General features: G+C 54.6%; 9 protein-coding genes. 4 read left to right on the top strand and 5 right to left on the bottom strand.

Features of this window, described 5'->3' with window-relative positions; all coding sequences use genetic code 11:
* Positions 1-91 precede the first annotated feature (91 nt).
* The 3 genes from PUT07_RS18835 to PUT07_RS18825 are packed head-to-tail and all read right to left on the bottom strand — an operon-like array spanning position 92 to position 5,663.
* Positions 92-2,713, bottom strand: coding sequence for an Ig-like domain-containing protein (locus PUT07_RS18835; RefSeq protein ID WP_274469899.1), 2,622 nt, complete (start codon positions 2,711-2,713; stop codon positions 92-94).
* 16 nt (positions 2,714-2,729) lie between these two features.
* Positions 2,730-4,670, bottom strand: a complete 1,941-nt coding sequence (locus tag PUT07_RS18830) for a hypothetical protein (RefSeq protein WP_274469898.1) — start codon at positions 4,668-4,670, stop codon at positions 2,730-2,732.
* A gap of 21 nt (positions 4,671-4,691) precedes the next feature.
* Entirely contained in the window at positions 4,692-5,663 is a 972-nt protein-coding gene (locus PUT07_RS18825; protein WP_274469897.1) for an OmpL47-type beta-barrel domain-containing protein, read from the bottom strand.
* Between the two features lie 359 nt (positions 5,664-6,022).
* On the opposite strand from PUT07_RS18825, the gene PUT07_RS18820 reads away from it, so the two are divergent.
* Together PUT07_RS18820 and PUT07_RS18815 are read left to right on the top strand one after the other, a co-directional pair.
* Positions 6,023-8,680, top strand: a complete 2,658-nt coding sequence (locus PUT07_RS18820) for a family 78 glycoside hydrolase catalytic domain (RefSeq protein ID WP_274469896.1) — start codon at positions 6,023-6,025, stop codon at positions 8,678-8,680.
* A gap of 35 nt (positions 8,681-8,715) precedes the next feature.
* Positions 8,716-10,005 (top strand): Gfo/Idh/MocA family protein, encoded by a 1,290-nt coding sequence (locus PUT07_RS18815; RefSeq protein WP_274469895.1) that lies wholly within the window; start codon positions 8,716-8,718, stop codon positions 10,003-10,005.
* Between the two features lie 170 nt (positions 10,006-10,175).
* On the opposite strand, the gene PUT07_RS18810 is transcribed toward PUT07_RS18815, so the two are convergent.
* Entirely contained in the window at positions 10,176-11,018 is an 843-nt protein-coding gene (locus tag PUT07_RS18810; RefSeq protein ID WP_274469894.1) for a helix-turn-helix transcriptional regulator, read from the bottom strand.
* 148 nt (positions 11,019-11,166) lie between these two features.
* Here PUT07_RS18810 and PUT07_RS18805 point away from each other — a divergent pair, with 148 nt between their 5' ends.
* A complete protein-coding gene (locus PUT07_RS18805; RefSeq protein ID WP_274469893.1) occupies positions 11,167-12,546 on the top strand; it encodes an MFS transporter in 1,380 nt (459 codons plus the stop codon).
* Between the two features lie 1,139 nt (positions 12,547-13,685).
* Here PUT07_RS18805 and PUT07_RS18800 read toward each other — a convergent pair.
* Positions 13,686-15,671, bottom strand: coding sequence for a beta-galactosidase (locus PUT07_RS18800; RefSeq protein WP_274469892.1), 1,986 nt, complete (start codon positions 15,669-15,671; stop codon positions 13,686-13,688).
* A 319-nt stretch (positions 15,672-15,990) separates the two neighbouring features.
* Between PUT07_RS18800 and PUT07_RS18795 the strand changes: the two genes are divergently transcribed.
* Entirely contained in the window at positions 15,991-16,962 is a 972-nt protein-coding gene (locus PUT07_RS18795; RefSeq protein ID WP_379240355.1) for an ABC transporter permease, read from the top strand.
* Positions 16,963-16,991: the final 29 nt, after the last annotated feature.

The following is a 16,991-nucleotide window of genomic DNA, read 5'->3' as shown; positions in this document are numbered from 1 at the left end:
TGCCGTGCCTTGCGCCAACGCGCAGCTGCGCAAACCCCCAAAAAAAGAGCTGAGCACATTGTGTGCCCAGCTCCTTCTCCGTTGATCCGCCTCAAGGCAGCTCAACGACATTGGAAATGACCTGCTTGCTCGCGAGCTGGTCCCATACAAAAGCTTTCAGCTTATAAGAAGCTGAATCTTGAGGTATCTGGAAGCTAGCGGTAAGCGTTCTAGCTCCCAGCCCCTCAACCAAATCGCTCGAATACGAATAGTTCACGATGTTATTGTCCTGGTCATAGAGCGCTATGACGAGGATTCCGTTCTTATCCAGCTGGGATTGATTCGTAAACTCAACACTGACCGAAGTCTCGCCTTCATCGTCATTCACCTGCATATCGCCTACAGAGAAGACATCGCCCGCCAGGTTATTCGTCCGCAGCTTCGTATTCGCAAAGATCGAGGAATTGTAGTAATCAAAGTTGTTCGTGCTCTTCGTGGCGTCGACAGCCATCCCGATATAGGCATGCTCAGGCAAATCAAGCGCCGTGGCCCCGACCAGCTCCCAATTGGAGCCGCCGTCTACGGAAACGTAGCCTTTGATTTCGTTACCGTATCTGGTTATTTTCAGCAATGCCGGCAGCTCGACATTCGGCTTCGCCGTGGATACGACCAGATCGCCTTGGCCGGAACGGCTCATGAAATGGATGCGAGAGCCATAATACTCTTCCTTTTTCACCGCAATCATGGCAAAAGGGGACGTCTCGCTCAGATCCTGACGAATCATGAGCCCGGCCTTCACACCGTTATCATACTCCGACGGATTCTGGAGGCTAACGGTTGAAATCAATTCCATGTCGCCTGTCACATCACGGTGCGTGTACTGAAAAGCATCCGAAGCATGGATTCCGTCATTGCTAGCTCCAATCTCACCGGTTCCCTTGATGACGAAGGTGCTGTCTGACTCCGACAAGCTCGCAGTCCCGGGAATCGTCACAGCCCCGATATCGGCAGACGTCCAGGCTCCGGTGCCGCTATCCCCGTTTACGTGAACAACAACCAGGGAGGATAACGTTTGAGTGCCGGTGTTGTCAGTCGCCTTGGCATACAAATAATGTGTGCCTTCCGGAGCGTTGGACCAAGTGTACGTATATGGGGCGGAGTTGACCGACCCGAGTGGAGTTAGCTTCATCGTTCTCGTATCGTAGTAGGAGAATTCAACGCTCGCTACTGTGCCGTCGCTGTCGGATGCCGACGCTTCAATGACAATGTCGCGATTTTCTTGCAGTCTTGCGTTTGCAGTGGGATTGGAGATCGCTACGACAGGATTGGCGGAGCCATTGCCAACAATCCCGTTCAGATAGTTCTCCAGATTGGTGTAACCACTGCCATCGATGCCACTGACGGCTTTACCGTCTGCCGCATCGTTTGCATTCAGGCCATGCGCCGCTTCCCATTCGTCCGGCATGCCGTCGTGGTCGCTGTCATAGTCGGCCGGCAGGGTGAGCTCCGCGAGTTCCGGGAAGCCACCGTCACCGTCCGGGGTATTGGCGAATTTGCCCAACCCGTTTCTGACATCGTTCACGATGCGGGCATCCAGCGAATCCCGTTTCGGCAGCACGGCTCCGGCATGCTCCAGCACTTTGCTGTAAGCTTCCTCGGCGGAGTCGGTCGTAACGGTCGTATCGGTAACGGTGCCGTCGGTATTTTTGTACGTGATGGCAACGGGGTTTGCCAGACGATGAACCGTTCCCAGTCCATATTCCGGTTGAATGCCGCCCGCCCAGTTGTTCGCGCTGATGTCCGGGTAGCCGGCGACATAGTTGCCATCCACATAATAGTTTCCGGGCTGCTCGGACCACGGATTGAAGATCCGGTTCTTCACATCATCGAATGTGGCGGGACCCGCTTTGTAATAGTTGTTGACGACATTGACACCCGTTGCGTTCTCTCCGCCATACGCGCTGTTCGCGCCCCAATTGTACATGACGTTGTTCCGCAAATCGAACTGCAGCGGGGCGTCTTTTTCAAGCCGGAAGTCACGGTCAAGCCTAGGGTTTCTGCTGTTGTTGCTGGCAATCAAATTATGATGGAACGTCATGTTCGTGCCGCCCCAAATACCGCCGTACCCATGGGCTCCCTTATCATGGATGGACATATTCAAGGAATCGCTGATAATGGACCATTGCACGGTAATGCTGCTTTTGTCTTTACTTGAAAGAACCTCATCCGTGCTCCAGCTGAACGAGCAGTGATCAATCATCATTTTCGGAGCATTCGGTGAGAACGTGTCATCCAGTTCCGCGAAGCCTCCCCGGAAGCGAAGATAACGCATGATAATATTGGAGCCGCCAAGAGATACGGAATAATTGCCGATCGCGATACCGCCGCCGGGCGCCGTTTGACCTGCGAGCGTCAAGTTGTAAACATTCGTTTTAATTTTCTCCTTCAAGTGAATGGTACCGGAAACGCGGAAAACGATAACCGTCGATTTGGCATTGCTGTTGGCGACCTTCATGAGCCCGTAACGCAATGTGCCGGGAATGGGAGTCTCCTTAGACGTATAATCGTCCAGACTCGTCACTTCGTACACCTCGCCTCCCCGTCCGCCTGTTATATACATGCCGGCGCCTTCCGCACCGGGAAAGGCAGGCGTGAGCTCAGCCCCGGCCGCTACCGAAGGGAGCAGGCTGGCCGCAATACAAATGCCAAGCAACATGGAACCTATTTTTTTCATGGGTGCCTCCTCGGATCTAATGAATCGTTATGCTGTTCGATAAAGGCTTCATATTTACGAAGCTATCCCAAATAAAGGCTTTGGCTTCGTAGCCGGTTAATTGATCCGGGACCTTGAAACCGGTATGAACACTCCTCTTTTCCCCAGGACGTGTGGACACGGAGGCGGAGGTATACGTCACTATGCGATGTTTGGTATCGTACAACGCGCAGATGACAACGAATGTCTGCTGCTCATCGGTATTATTCGTAAGCTCGACTTTGGCGGTCGCCTTCATCCCTGGAGTTAAGGTGGAGATAGGGTTCCCGTCCCAGTCGATAAATTCAAATGTATTCAACTGAATGGAACGGCTTTGAACGATGGCGAAATAGCCATTGCTGTCGGCTTGCCCGATTTTGCTTAGCGTGACCTGCGCATTTGCCGGGAAGCTTTTTTTATACAGATTGAATACCTCTGAACCTCCGCCGAGCTCAATGACTTCGCCCGTCTTCGTCCATGCCGACAGCCAAGCGATATTGGCTTCCATCGTTTCCTGGCTCAGAGCGACAATCACATCCGTATCATCCGCAACGGTGAATGTCGTGAGCACATCGCTGGCCGTGTAAGCGCTCGAAGCGTTCGCCGCCTGAATCCAATCGGCTCCGACATAGCTCGAAGGCAGTTTGGTAATGGTATTTTGCGAATCGCCATAAGGCAGGCTGCCCAGCTTGAGACCGCTTTGCACCGACCACCCGGCGATGTTCTTGGTATCGTTCACGTAAACGTTCTGGATGACGCTGGAGGCCGAAGAGTCCAGAACTTGTCTCGGCGCCGGCGTTACGGCAACGGCTTGGGACAAAGAGAGAGGGCTCTCGACTTCCGAGTCGGTTCCCCGGGCGAGAAGTCTCGTGTTTTGGGTTACTTTCACATAATACGTTTTCCCGTTCTCGAGCGGAGGGCTGCTGGAAGACGTCCCCAGCTTCGTGATGGACACGTAATCGCTTGGCACAAATTTTTTGTTGTATTTGTCAATAACTTTGACATACTCGGAGTCTGCCGCATCCGGTTTGGTCGCCACGTAAACATTATTCGTTCTGGCACTGGCCGACGGCGTCCATTCCACGTAGATTTCTTTATCCCTAGGGTATGCCGTAAGTCCCGTAGGCGCATCAGGCGAAATCGCAGGGGGCTTGGCGGTTACTTTAATTTGCGAGACATAGAAAGCATTGATCGGATTCGGCGATTCGCCTGATGTCAGCATTTCCAGCATCGCGACGTTTTGCTTAATTTTCTCACTTGTGGCGGTGCCTGCGCTCCGAACCTCGACGGTCGGCTGCTTGGAGAAGCAAAGGTTGCCGTCGACGTAGACCATGACTTGATCGTTCACGATGTCGGCGACCAGTTTAATGTTGTACCAACGATTCGGTTCGTACGGGTACATATTGTCAGGGCCTGTTTTGGCATCGAAAACGAACTTCTGTTGTCCGGGATCCGCCGTAATTCGTGCGATATAGTCTCCGCTGCTGCTTAACAGGTTCAGCACTTTCGTTCTCTCGTGCTGAGGACCCGGCTGCATGAAGGAAACCTCCGCAACGACGACACCTTCCTGTTTCTCAAACGTTTTGACGATTCTCGTATGATTCCGGTAGGCAACCTGGCTGACCGAGTTAAAGTTGTCGTAGACATACAAGCTGTTGCCTGATTTGCCGGGGGACTTGGCAATTGAAGCGTCGCCCTTCAAGCTTCCGGCATTCCCGGCTTCGAGCATGGGCTCGTCGACGGCATAACCGAGCTCTTCCGCACTTGTGCCTACGGTCTTGTTCTCGAAATTGTCGTCAATGAGCACCTGCCAACCGCCATCTTCAGTTACTTCGGCAGCCACAGCCTTCGTTTCAAATGGGGGGACGCCGTATAGCGCAGTGATCATCGCAATCAGGACCATGATCCGAATGATGTGCTGCAACGATTGCTTATTCAAACTAACACCTCCGCTGGATCATTACTTAATTTTGCCGGATTGATCGTGTGGTACCGTGACCGTCGCAACAGCCGCCGAGCTGTTTCCGGCTCTATCCGTTACTGTGTAGGTAATGGTGTAAACTCTGCCGGCGCCTTCACCGGAACCTCCGCCTAATCTGTCGGCGCGTAGAGCGAATTGCAAGTCGGATGTGCCGTAGTCCGCACCTTGAATATCTCCCGGTTGAAGCATTTCATTACTTGTGATGGACGTTAGCACGATGGAGTCAATTTGCGATACCGCATCAAATCCATAAACATCCGCTGTCACCGTAACGAGCTTATGATTCGCCGGCCACAATGTGCTCTTATCTAAAGTAACGCTGCCTATAGGCGCTTCTTGATCTATTTTCAACGTCAGTGATTGGATGGTTTCTTCATTACCCGCTTGATCGACACTCTTATATTCGAACGGGTACGTGCCGTTCGGACCGGTTATGGTGACAGGCTGGGTATACAGGTTCCAAGCACCTCCGTTCAACCGGTACACGGTTTCGGTCACCGAAACGTTGTCTGCAGCGTTAAGCGTTACAGTCGGCGGTGTCACGTACCAGCCGCCTTGGCCGTCGAGGGGACTTACCGAGGCAGTCGTAACGGGAGCGACTGTGTCTTGAACTGCGATAACGAAAGTCGTTGTTGAGATGGCGTCAGCGGTATCTCCGCGGGCTGATACGGAATACGTACCCGAGACGCTTAAATCCGCTTGAAAATAAAACGAGAATTCCCCGTTGACATGGCTTGTTCCTTGATCCAGGTAGGCAAGGCGCTTGAGTGGATCGCGAACCTGCACCGTAACGGCGTGTTCGCCCGGCAGGCCGGTGTTGCCGGATATTGTAACGATCCCTGACGTACCGTCAAGCTCTGCCGTTAGGGTGGCAGGGGCTGCTGCGGCGATGTTCAGCGACAGGCAAAAGCATAGAAAGACCGACATAACGAAGAGTACCCATGATCTCAATCTAATTCCTCCTTTAATACGCTCTATGAGCGGGTCAGTCTACAATCACTTTCCTCCTTTCCGAAGTCTCACAGTGTCCATCGATGTAATCGGTTTCAAAACGGGATTAAACAATGGATGCGAGTACAGGTTAACTTTCTCGACTGTAATACATAATGTGCCCGTCAACATAGGGGATTGAGTTCAATTTTATAGGTTATTTCTTTCATGTATGGACGAAGGCAGACATTCGAATCGCTTTTTTGATGTAAAAATAATGATTATGCCCTATAAACTATTGTCGATCCCCCCATAACAGCGATTGATTCTCCTTCTATAATACAAGCTAGCAAGCTGTAAACTTTAAGGAGGGATGCATTGTGAGCTTAGCCATTATTGACTGCTTAACGGAATATGCACATAACCCGCTGGGAATTGATGTTGAACAGCCGCGGCTGTTCTGGAAGCTGGCGTCGAACGAACGGGGCGCCGTACAAGAAGCATACCAAGTGCTGGTCGCTTCCTCGCGGGAGCAGCTGAATGAAGAGAAAGGCGATATGTGGGATAGCGGAAAAGTGGTTTCCGGTCAATCGACGCAGGTAGCCTACGCGGGGGCAGCGCTTCGCTCCGGGCAATCCTATTACTGGAAGGTCCGGGTCTGGGACCGTAACGGGACCGCTTCGGATTGGAGTGAAACCGCATACTGGTCGATGGGGCTGCTGTCCCGCGGGGAGTGGAAAGCGAAGTGGATCGGCCGCAAGAAGGAGCACAATGTTGACATGCAGCCATCCCCGTACTTGCGCAAAAGCTTCCGTCTGGCGAAAGCCGTAAAACGCGCCTTCGTTTACGTAACGGCGTTAGGCTTGTACGACCTGCGGATAAATGGCCGTCGGATCGGCTCGCTCTTCGCGCCGGGCTGGACGGATTATAACATCCGCATCCAAGTCCAGGCTTACGATGTAACGGAGGAATTGGCGGTTGGCGAGAATGTGTTTGGCGTCATGCTGGGCGACGGCTGGTACGCGGGAACGGTCGGATTTCTGGGCAAACATGTGTATGGGGAGAGACCGTTTCTGCTGCTTCAAGCCCAGATTGAGTATGCCGACGGCACGAGCGAGAACATCGTATCCGATGCTTCATGGCGAACAGCCAAAGGGGCCATCCTGTATTCCGATATGATCAAAGGGGAGGCTTACGACGCCCGCTTGGAGCCGACGGGTTGGGATCAACCCGGGTACGCGGAAGCGGATGCTTGGGAAATTCCCGATGTCCGTTCCGGGTATAACGGATTGCTTGCCGGCAACGTGGAGCCTCCGGTTCGCATTATTCAAACGCGGAAGCCGGAATCGATACGCCGCACGGAATATGGCACCTATATTTACGATATGGGTCAAAACATGGTCGGCTGGACGGAACTGAAGGTTCGAGGTCCAAAGGGAACCAAGGTCACCGTGAGTCACGCCGAAATGCTGAATCCGGACGGCAGCTTGTATTTGGACAACTTGCGGGTGGCCGTTCAGCAGGATCACTATGTGCTCAAAGGGGACGGCGAGGAGCGGTACGAGCCGCATTTTACGTTTCACGGCTTCCGTTACGTGGAATTGATCGGATACCCCGGAGAGGCGGATTTGGATACGATTGAGGGCAAAGTCATTCATTCCGAGATGCCGGAAACGGGCAAGCTTGTAACGAACGATGACATGGTAAATCGTCTGTATGCCAACATTACATGGGGACAACGAGGCAACTTCTTATCCGTACCGACGGACTGCCCGCAGCGCGACGAGCGGCTGGGTTGGACGGGAGACGCGCAAATATTCGCGCGCACGGCGGCTTACAATATGAATGTGTCACGTTTCTTTACGAAATATATGCAGGATGTCATTGACAGCCAGCAGCCGTCGGGAGCCTTCACCGATGTGGCCCCGGACGCCGGCTGGATTCGCCACAAAATGTGGAATACGAACCTGAACTGGTTCGCCCCCGATAATGCCGGTTGGGGTGATGCAGGCGTTATTATTCCATGGACGTTATACGTAATGTATGGCGATACGCGCATTCTCACGAAGCATTTCGATGCGATGGTCCGCTGGGTGGAATATCTTCGGGATAACACCGATGATCTGGTCCGGCCAGCCTATGCCAACTATGGGGATTGGTTGTCCATCGATGCGGATACGCCTAAGGAAGTGCTGGCGACGGCTTATTTTGCTTACAGTACACGGCTGTTGGCGCAGATTGCGGGCGTTCTGGGGCGTACGGAGGAGCAGAACCGTTATGAGGCGTTGTTCGCTGAGATCGCCCGGGCGTTCCGCGATGCCTTCGTTGACGCTGACGGACGCATTCAAGGGGAGACCCAAACGGTCTATGTACTTGCGCTGCAGTTCGGTCTGTTAACCCCAGCGCAAAACAAGCTGGCAGCCGAGCATTTGACCACTAACATTCGCGCGAAAGGAGACCGCTTGTCGACGGGCTTCCTGGGGGTCGGATATTTGCTTCCGGCACTGACAGAGCACGAGAAGCTGGATGTCGCATACACGCTGCTCACACAGGAGGAATTTCCTTCCTGGATGTATTCGATTAAACATGGAGCAACGACGATCTGGGAGCGTTGGGACGGATGGACCGCCCATAATGGATTCCAGACACCGTCGATGAATTCGTTCAATCACTATTCTCTCGGCTCGGTAGGAGAGTGGATGTTCCGTTACATGGCCGGCATCGAAGCCGATCCGGCGGAACCCGGCTTCAAACACGCCATCATCCGGCCAAGGCCGGGCGGCCGTTTGACTCAAGTCCATGCCGGCTATGAATCCCTGTACGGGACAATTGAGGTCAAGTGGAGCTTGTCCGCAACGAAGAAGTTCCGTCTGGAAGTGGCGGTTCCCGTCAACACGACGGCGACGGTCTATGTGCCTGGCCACGTGTATGCCATTGACGGCATCGAGAATGCGGCGGCAGAGGAAAGCCGGTTCAAACTCGGATCGGGCCGCTATGTCTTCGAGAGCGATTTGGCGATATTGGAACCATCCGTCTAACGGTTGGCCTTCAGCATAAGGAAAAGGGTGAAACCATGACGATTAAGAAAAAATACGTGCTAGTCGGATCCGGCGGGCGAGCGCGGTTCTTTTATTCAGCGATTGCAACCGACTTTCGGGAAACCGCGGAGCTGTTAGCCCTGTGCGACGTCAACCAGACGCGTATGGATTATGCGAAAGCGCAGCTGCAGCATAAATTCGATTATCCTGAAGTCCGCACCTACAAAGCGGAGGAATTCGACCTCATGATCGAGCGCGAGAAGCCGGATGCTGTCATCGTCACGAGTGTGGACCGCACTCATCATACGTATATGATTCGTGCGATGGAGCTGGGCTGCGATGTTATCACGGAGAAGCCGATGACGATCGATGAGGAGAAGTGCCGGCGCATTCTGGATACGGTGGAGAAAACGGGCAGGAACGTGCGCGTTACGTTCAACTACCGCTACGCGCCTCACCACACGAAAGTCCGCGAGTTGATTCAGGACGGCGCTATCGGTGACGTTACTTCCGTACATTTCGAATGGCTGCTCAATACCAAGCACGGTGCCGACTATTTCCGCCGTTGGCATCGTGACAAGCGCAATAGCGGGGGATTGCTCGTTCACAAGTCGACGCATCATTTCGATCTCGTCAGCTTCTGGATCGGCTCGGAACCGGTTACGGTGTTTGCGCTTGGCGATCTGCTCTTCTATGGGCGGGAAAATGCGGAAAAACGCGGAATTACCCAGTTCTACAACAGGGCGACAGGCAACCCGCTTGCCGAGGACGACCCTTTCGCGCTTCATTTGGACCGGAACGGACGGCTCAAGGCGATGTATTTGGATGCCGAGCACGAGGACGGTTATTTGCGCGACCAGAACGTCTTCGGTGACGGCATCTCCATTGAGGACACGATGGGCGTGCTTGTTCAATATAAGAACAAAGCGATTCTGACCTACTCGCTGAACGCGTACTCCCCTTGGGAAGGCTACCGGATTGCTTTCAACGGGACGAAAGGGCGCCTGGAGATGACGATCATGGAGCAATCGTATGTGAATTCGGGCGGAGATAAAGCGCTTGAAGGCGCGATTAAGAATAAAGAGATTCGACTCTTTCCGATGTTCGGCAAACCTTATGAAGTGGAAGTGGAGAGCGGCGTTGGCGGTCACGGGGGAGGAGATCCCGTGCTGCTCAATGACATATTCGGAGAAGCGAAGGAGGACCGCTTCCGACGAGCGGCAAACCATCTGGACGGCGCCCGATCCATTCTTGTCGGCATCGCCGCGAACCGCGCAATCCGAACCGGACAGCCGGTCAGTGTAGCGGATTTGCTGCGCGGATAAAGGCGGGGAAGACGGTAAGAGGGTAAGGCTGAAGGACGGTAAAACGGTAAGACGGTAAGATTGAAAGACGGTAAGACTGAAAGACTGCAAGACTGCTGATGATCAGCAGTCTTTTTTGATATCCGCTGCAGAGAGAAGCGCCGCCTGTCACACGACCAAACAGGCTTAGGTCAATAAGAATTCGCTAGAAGCTTATGGACTCTCAACCTCGTATCCTCATTTGCCGGGACATTCACGGTAACGGTGAGATGCTGGGCATCCATGACCAGGAATGAGAGCTGATCGAATTCCAGCACGCCTACAGCCGGATGATAGTTGACTTTCCTTCCCTCAGGGCCATTCAAAACATCATGCTGCGGCCACCATTCTCTGAATTCCTCGCTCGATTGATTCAACGCCTCAATTAGCTCCATAAAGGATGGATCGCCTACGTATTTCCCATAATTCGCGCGAAATTGAGCCAGACGGTGTCTGGCGTGCGTTTCCCATGTTTCTTGCAGCATCTCGCGGGTATAAGGCGAAACGAAGGACCGCCAGAGCGAATTGCGATCCTGCCTGGACATCTTCTCGTAATCCCCATAAATCAGGTTGGCCGCCTGGTTCCAGGCCACAATATCGAGACGCTGATTCATGACATAGACAGGGCTGCTCCCTTGACCATCAAGGAAACTTTGCAGTGTCGGATGGATGACACAGTCTTCCTGCTGCCGAACGGAAGGCTGATGCTGCAGCGCCAAGACGAATAGATGGTTGCGTTCAATCGGATCAAGCCGGAGAGCCGAAGCGATGCTCTCGAGCACTTGTGAAGAGACCTGAATGTCCCGTGCTTGTTCCAGCCAAGTGTACCAATCGACGCTGACACCGGACAGAATGGCAACTTCTTCCCGGCGAAGCCCGGGCGTACGCCTTCTACCTTGCGGTGAAAAGCCAACTTGCTCGGGAGTTAGACGTTCGCGCCGTGTCCGCAGGAACTGGGCCAGTTCACGAAGCCGCTGTTGATTTGAGTTATCCATAGTACAGCCTTTCTTCAGATGAGGCCAGCCATCCCGGGAGATTAACTCCTAGGATAAACCGTCATCTTAATTCAATGTGAATTCCATTATACACTTTCCATGTCGAATACGACGACTATATGTACATGGTGAAGAGGGGAGAATTCCGTTGGAAATTTCAAGACAAATGCAGGCCCGTCCTGCAGACGATTTCAAGAAGAGGTTGCTTTTGACCGGTACCTCGCTCGGTTATTTTCTTGTTTTATTGGATACAACTGTTGTGAATGTGGCGCTGCCGTCGATTAGAAACGATCTTGGCAGCGGTATAGACGGCCTGCAATGGGTTGTTAATGCGTATACGATCCTATTCGCGGGATTGCTGCTCTCTATGGGCGTATTAGCGGATAAGCTCGGGGCCAAACGCGTCTTTCTCGCCGGATTGCTCCTTTTTGCCGGTATCTCGGTGGTCTCGTCGGCAGCTCATTCACTTGCGGCATTGATCGGTTCGCGGGCCCTTCTCGGAGTCGGGGGTGCACTCCTTACACCTTCTTCCTTGGCGCTTCTAAGCCATGCATATCCGGAACCGGCGGAGCGAGCGAGGGCATTGGGGATATGGGCTGCCATCACAGGGACAGCGATGGCCGCGGGGCCAGTGATCGGCGGCTTGCTGGTTGACACACTGGGTTGGCGCAGCATTTTCATGCTGAATGTGCCTGTGTCTCTCGTTAGCTTCGCTATCGTATGGCGCTATGCGGGCGAGACACCTCGCAGGGGCCGGCAGCAATTAGGTGTCATTAGGCAGCTCTGCGCCATTCTCGTTATTGCAGCGCTATGCTTTGCCCTAATGGAGGGCGATGCTTACGGTTGGGCATCATCTGTTATTGTGGGAGCCTTGTGCCTCGTGCCGGCCGGCGGCGTTTTGTTTTATTACTTGGAGCGGAAGCATTCCCATCCGCTGCTGCCGCCTCGTTTGTTCCAAGACACAGCGGTTTCGGCCGGGATGCTCGCCGGTCTGTTGGTCAATATCGGCTTGTCCGGATTGCTGTTCGTTATGCCATTATTTTACCAGCATGTCAGAGGCTTCTCTGCCCATCTCACAGGGCTTGCCCTGCTTCCGATGATGATTCCGTTAGCTTTGGGCCCCATACTAACAGGCCGTCTTGTCGCCAGATACGGTGCAAGAATGCCGATCGTTGCCGGATTTGCTCTCGGAGCTGCCGGGATGCTGCTGCAAGTGTGGACGGATGAAAATACGAGCTACGGGCTGACGATGATCGGCTTGCTCTTGAACGGTTGCGGCATCTCGCTCACGATCCCTTCCTTAATCGCTGCTGTGATGTCCGCTGCCCCGCGAGAGCTAGGGGGCACGGCATCGGGCGCGCTGAACGCAAGCCGCCAGATCGGCGCGACACTGGGCGTTGTCCTGTTCGGCGCGATGGTGAGCTCGGCCACCACTTTTGCGGCCGGTATGCATATGGCCGTGATAGCTGCGGCCGGTCTTATGGTATGCGGCGGTGTTCTGTCTTTTCGTTTCGTTGGCCGTCGTTAAGACGGCAGCGGGGCGTTAGACGCCGCTTGCGGTCTAACGGACAAGGGAGCCGCTATTTCCAGGAGAAGCGGCTCGTGAAAAATCTAACGGACACGGAGGACGTTATTTGCCGATTCCGGGGGCGAAAACGCGCCCCGGAGGGCAAATAACGCCACTGGTGTCCGTTAGCAGCATAAATCGGCCGGGATTGGCCGAATAAGAGCATCTGTGTCCGTTAGCCGAGGCAACGGACTTATGCGGCGCATCCGCGGTGGTCGCGGGTGCGGTTGTATTTGCCCGCGCCTGGCGTCGCCCGCGGTCTAACGGACAAGGGAGCCGCTATTTGTAGGGGAAGCGGCTCGTGAAAAATCTAACGGACACGGAGGACGTTATTTGCCGATTCCGGGGGCGAAAACGCGCCCCGGAGGGCAAATAACGCCACTGGCGTCCGTTAGCAGCATAAATCGGCCGGGATTGGCCCAATAAGAGCATCTGTGTCCGTTAGCCGAGGCTACGGACTGATGCGTCGCCCCGCGGTGGTCGCGGGTTCGGATGTATTTGCCTGCGCTTGGCGTCGCCCGCGGTCTAACGGACAGGGGAGCCGCTATTTCCAGGGGAAGCGGCTCGTGAAAAATCTAACGGACACGGAGGACGTTATTTGCCGATTCCGGGGGCGAAAACGCGCCCCGGAGGGCAAATAACGCCACTGGCGTCCGTTAGCAGCATAAATCGGCCGGGATTGGCCGAATAAGAGCATCTGTGTCCGTTAGCCGAGACTACGGACTGATGCGTCGCCCCGCGGTGGTCGCGGGTTCGGATGTATTTGCCCGCGCTTGGCGTCGCCCGCGGTTTAACGGACAGGGGAGCCGCTATTTCCAGGGGAAGCGGCTCTTGAAAAATCTAACGGACACGGAGGACGTTATTTGCCGATTCCGGGGGCGAAAACGCGCCCCGGAGGGCAAATAACGCCACTGGCGTCCGTTAGCAGCATAAATCGGCCGGGATTGGCCGAATAAGAGCATCTGTGTCCGTTAGCCGAGGCAACGGATTGATGCGGCGCCCCACGCCTCGCGCCCCGCGCCCCGCGCCCGCGCGCCTCGCGCCCCGCGCCCCGCGCGCAACAAAAAATGCTGAGCGCACAAACCGCTCAGCATCCAACCTCAAATCCGAATCATTCTGTATTCGTATTTCCCTACCGCAAGCTTGCTGCCGGGCGCGATAAGCTCCTGCGTCAACACATCGACGCCGCCGGCAGGCAGTGTAACACTGCCACCTTTGCCGTCCATGTTGACGACGACCCAGACGTCGAACCCGTCGCCGCGCCTCGGCGCCACGATGGTGCCCGGCGTCACGTCCGTGCGCAGCGTAACCCCGGCCTCATCGGCATAGTGAATGATGAGGGCGTCCAGCATGCGCTGGCCTTCCTCGCCGGCCGGCATGGAGCCGAGCATGACGATCTTGCCTTTGCCGCAGCGCTTCTCCGTTACGAAGGCAAGGCCCGGCGACAGGCCGCCCTCGATCGTGCCGACCGCTGACGCACCCTTCAGCTCGTAGACGGAGCTCCAGAGGGAGAGCGGGGCCGTATGGCCAAAGGCGCTGCCGATGGCGCCGCTGTCGTCCATCGGGTAAGTGAAGGCGGCTTCCACGCCCGCAAGCTCCTCCAGCTCGCCGAGCGCGGAGGTCGTGTGGACGGTGTGCGACTCCGTCCGGCCGCCGGTCAACGGGCCGATGACCCACACGCCGCCGTCCTCGGCCAGCTTCGTCGCCCGCTGAATGTAGTCCGGCGAGACGTAAGGGAGCAGCGGGGTGAACAGCAGCTTGTAGCCGTCAAGTGCCGCACCTTCCGGCACGACGTCCCGGTGAACGCCGACATGCAGCAGACGCGCGTAGAAGTCGGTGACAAGTCCGCGATGATTCAGCTTGCGGTGCGGCTCCGTCTTGAGGAACGCTTTGGCCCGGTCCGAATAAGTCATCGCGACTTCCGCCTGCGCCGGCCGGGTGGACAGGATCGTGGCTTCGATAGCCTGCCGCGCCTGCTCGACCTCCAACACGTTCATATAGCCGACGGTTGGCTTGCCCCATGCGCTCAGCACGGAGCCGTGCGGCTGCTCGCAGCCGGCCCGCTGCTGCCGCCACAGCCAGTAGCAGAACGCCTCGGCGCCAAGCGCGTAAGCAGCTACGGCTTCAGCCTTGAGGTAGCCGTTCGGATGCGGCTTGGCGTAGCTTTCCAACGAAGCGGCATAAGAGGGGCTTGTCTCCATAATCCAATAATCGCGCCCCCGTTTGAAGTTGCGGAACAGGTCGTTATTGATGAGATAGGCCGGCAGGTTATCGTACGTGGCATACGTATCAAAGGAAGCGAAATCCAGGCCTTGGAACAGACGCTCATTGTCGACGCTGAATGCAACGCTGCTGTTATGTGTAATCCCAGCGTCCGAATATTGGCGGATTATCGCCGCCTGCTCGTCTGCGAACTGGGCGATGGACTCCATAGAGAAGAGCTGGTACATCGTCTTCAGCGACGAATTATGCAGGAAAGGCGCCGGTCCCGGCTGCGGCACCTGATCGAAGCGATGGTAATACTCGCTCCAGATCTGCGTGCCCCAAGTGTCATTGAGCCGCTCGATCGTACCGTAACGGCGTTCAAGCCATTGATGCCACTGGGTAAGACAAGTTGCACACATGCATTCGGATACATGCGCTTTGAACTCATTGTCGAGCTGCCAGCCGATCAGACCGGGCAATCGGCCCATGGCGCGGGCGATATGCTCCGTAATGATAGCCGCTTTTTCCCGGAAGTAAGGATGGTTCGTGCAAGCATGTTGACGGGAGCCGTGGCCCATCGTCTGCAGCTGCTCGTTGACGTACATGCGCTCGGGATGACCGTCCGTAAACCAAATCGGCGGGGTAGGCGTCGGTGTGCACATCACCGTTTCGATGCCGTTGTCATATAGCAGTCCGACTATGCGGACAAAGAAGCTCAAATCGATCTCGCCTTCTTGCGGCTCCATGTTCGACCACGCGAATTCTCCAATTCGCACGACGTTGATGCCCGCTTTCTTCATCCACTCGATATCCGCCTTCAGCACATCCTCCTGCCAAAGCTCCGGATACCAGGCCGCTCCGTGATACAATTTGTTTCCCATGTTTTATTCACCCATCCATTTCGAATATCGTTCATGTTCACAGTTCAACAATAGCATCCACTATAAGCGGTTTTGAAAGGATGAACAATAAGACATTTTTGCACGCCTTGTTACGCGGATTTGTACGTCTTTTGAACGGTTTTTCTAGCTTTGTACGGCGTCTTCTACATTTTTGTGCGGTTTGCATTTTCTTGATTTTGGCGTCAAACAGGGGTTTGTAAGTGTTTTCAAAAATGTCCGATTGGCGGAAAGGTCAGTGCGGCTCGATAATAAGGGTACACCGCTCGCAGATGCGATCAATAACTTGGAGGTGATGGGAATGAAACAGGCGGCGGCCCCTAATCAAATGGAGAGAGCGCATAAGGCAAGCGCCAAAGCTTCGCAGCGCTCCAGCGTGCTGAACCGGTTAAGAAAAGATAAATGGATCTATGCACTGTTAGCTCCGGGTTTGCTATATTTCATTATTTTCAAATATGTCCCGATGTGGGGCGTACTGCTCGCTTTCAAAAATTATCAGCCCTTCTTGGGCTTCTGGAAAAGCGATTGGGTCGGATTGGAGCATTTCCGCATCTTTTTTACGAATCCGGAGTTTTTCATGCTGCTTCGCAACACGTTGCTGCTCTCGTTCTACAACTTGCTGTTCTTTTTCCCGGCGCCGATTATTTTGGCCCTGCTCCTGAATGAAATCAGGCTTGCATTTTTCAAACGCACGATCCAAACGCTCATTTATGTTCCGCATTTCATATCGTTGGTTATTGTAGCGAGCTTGACTTATGTGTTCCTTACGACCGAAGGGGGACTCGTCAACGAACTGCTGCAGAAATATATAGGAAGCAAAGTCGACTTTCTATCCAGCCCCGACTGGTTCAGGCCAATGATCATTATCCAAACGATTTGGAAAGAAACGGGCTTCGGAACGATCATTTTCCTGGCGGCTCTGGCCGGCGTCGATGTCGAGCAGTATGAAGCGGCCATTACGGACGGGGCGAATCGCTGGCGGCAAATGTGGCATATTACGCTCCCTTCCATCCGCAGTACGATCGTCATTTTGCTCATTTTACGGATGGGCGATGTGCTGGACAACGGGTTCGAACAAATCTTTCTGATGCGCAACCCGCTCAACCGGGACGTAGCCGAAGTATTCGATACGTATGTATATATGATGGGGATTACACAAGGGGCGTTCAGTTATAGTACGGCAGTCGGCTTGTTTAAAGCGGTCGTCGGCGTCACGCTCGTACTGGGGGCGAACTGGTTAGCGAAGCGGTTCGGCCAATCGGGCATTTACTAGCCAAGAACCTATTCGCGCAGAAGGAGGAG

The sequence above is a fragment of the Paenibacillus sp. MAHUQ-63 genome (assembly GCF_028765165.1).
In the GTDB taxonomy this organism is placed as follows: Bacteria; Bacillota; Bacilli; order Paenibacillales; family NBRC-103111; genus Paenibacillus_E.
Note: the sequence above shows the minus strand (reverse complement) of the source record. Positions and strands in the feature narration are given on the sequence as shown.

Excerpts from the sequence above, each read along its gene's own strand:
- PUT07_RS18835 (WP_274469899.1), bottom strand. The coding sequence starts at position 2,713 with ATGAAAAAAATAGGTTCCATGTTGCTTGGCATTTGTATTGCGGCCAGC.
- PUT07_RS18815 (WP_274469895.1), top strand. The coding sequence starts at position 8,716 with ATGACGATTAAGAAAAAATACGTGCTAGTCGGATCCGGCGGGCGAGCG.
- PUT07_RS18810 (WP_274469894.1), bottom strand. The coding sequence starts at position 11,018 with ATGGATAACTCAAATCAACAGCGGCTTCGTGAACTGGCCCAGTTCCTG.
- PUT07_RS18800 (WP_274469892.1), bottom strand. The coding sequence starts at position 15,671 with ATGGGAAACAAATTGTATCACGGAGCGGCCTGGTATCCGGAGCTTTGG.
- PUT07_RS18795 (WP_379240355.1), top strand. The coding sequence starts at position 15,991 with ATGAAACAGGCGGCGGCCCCTAATCAAATGGAGAGAGCGCATAAGGCA.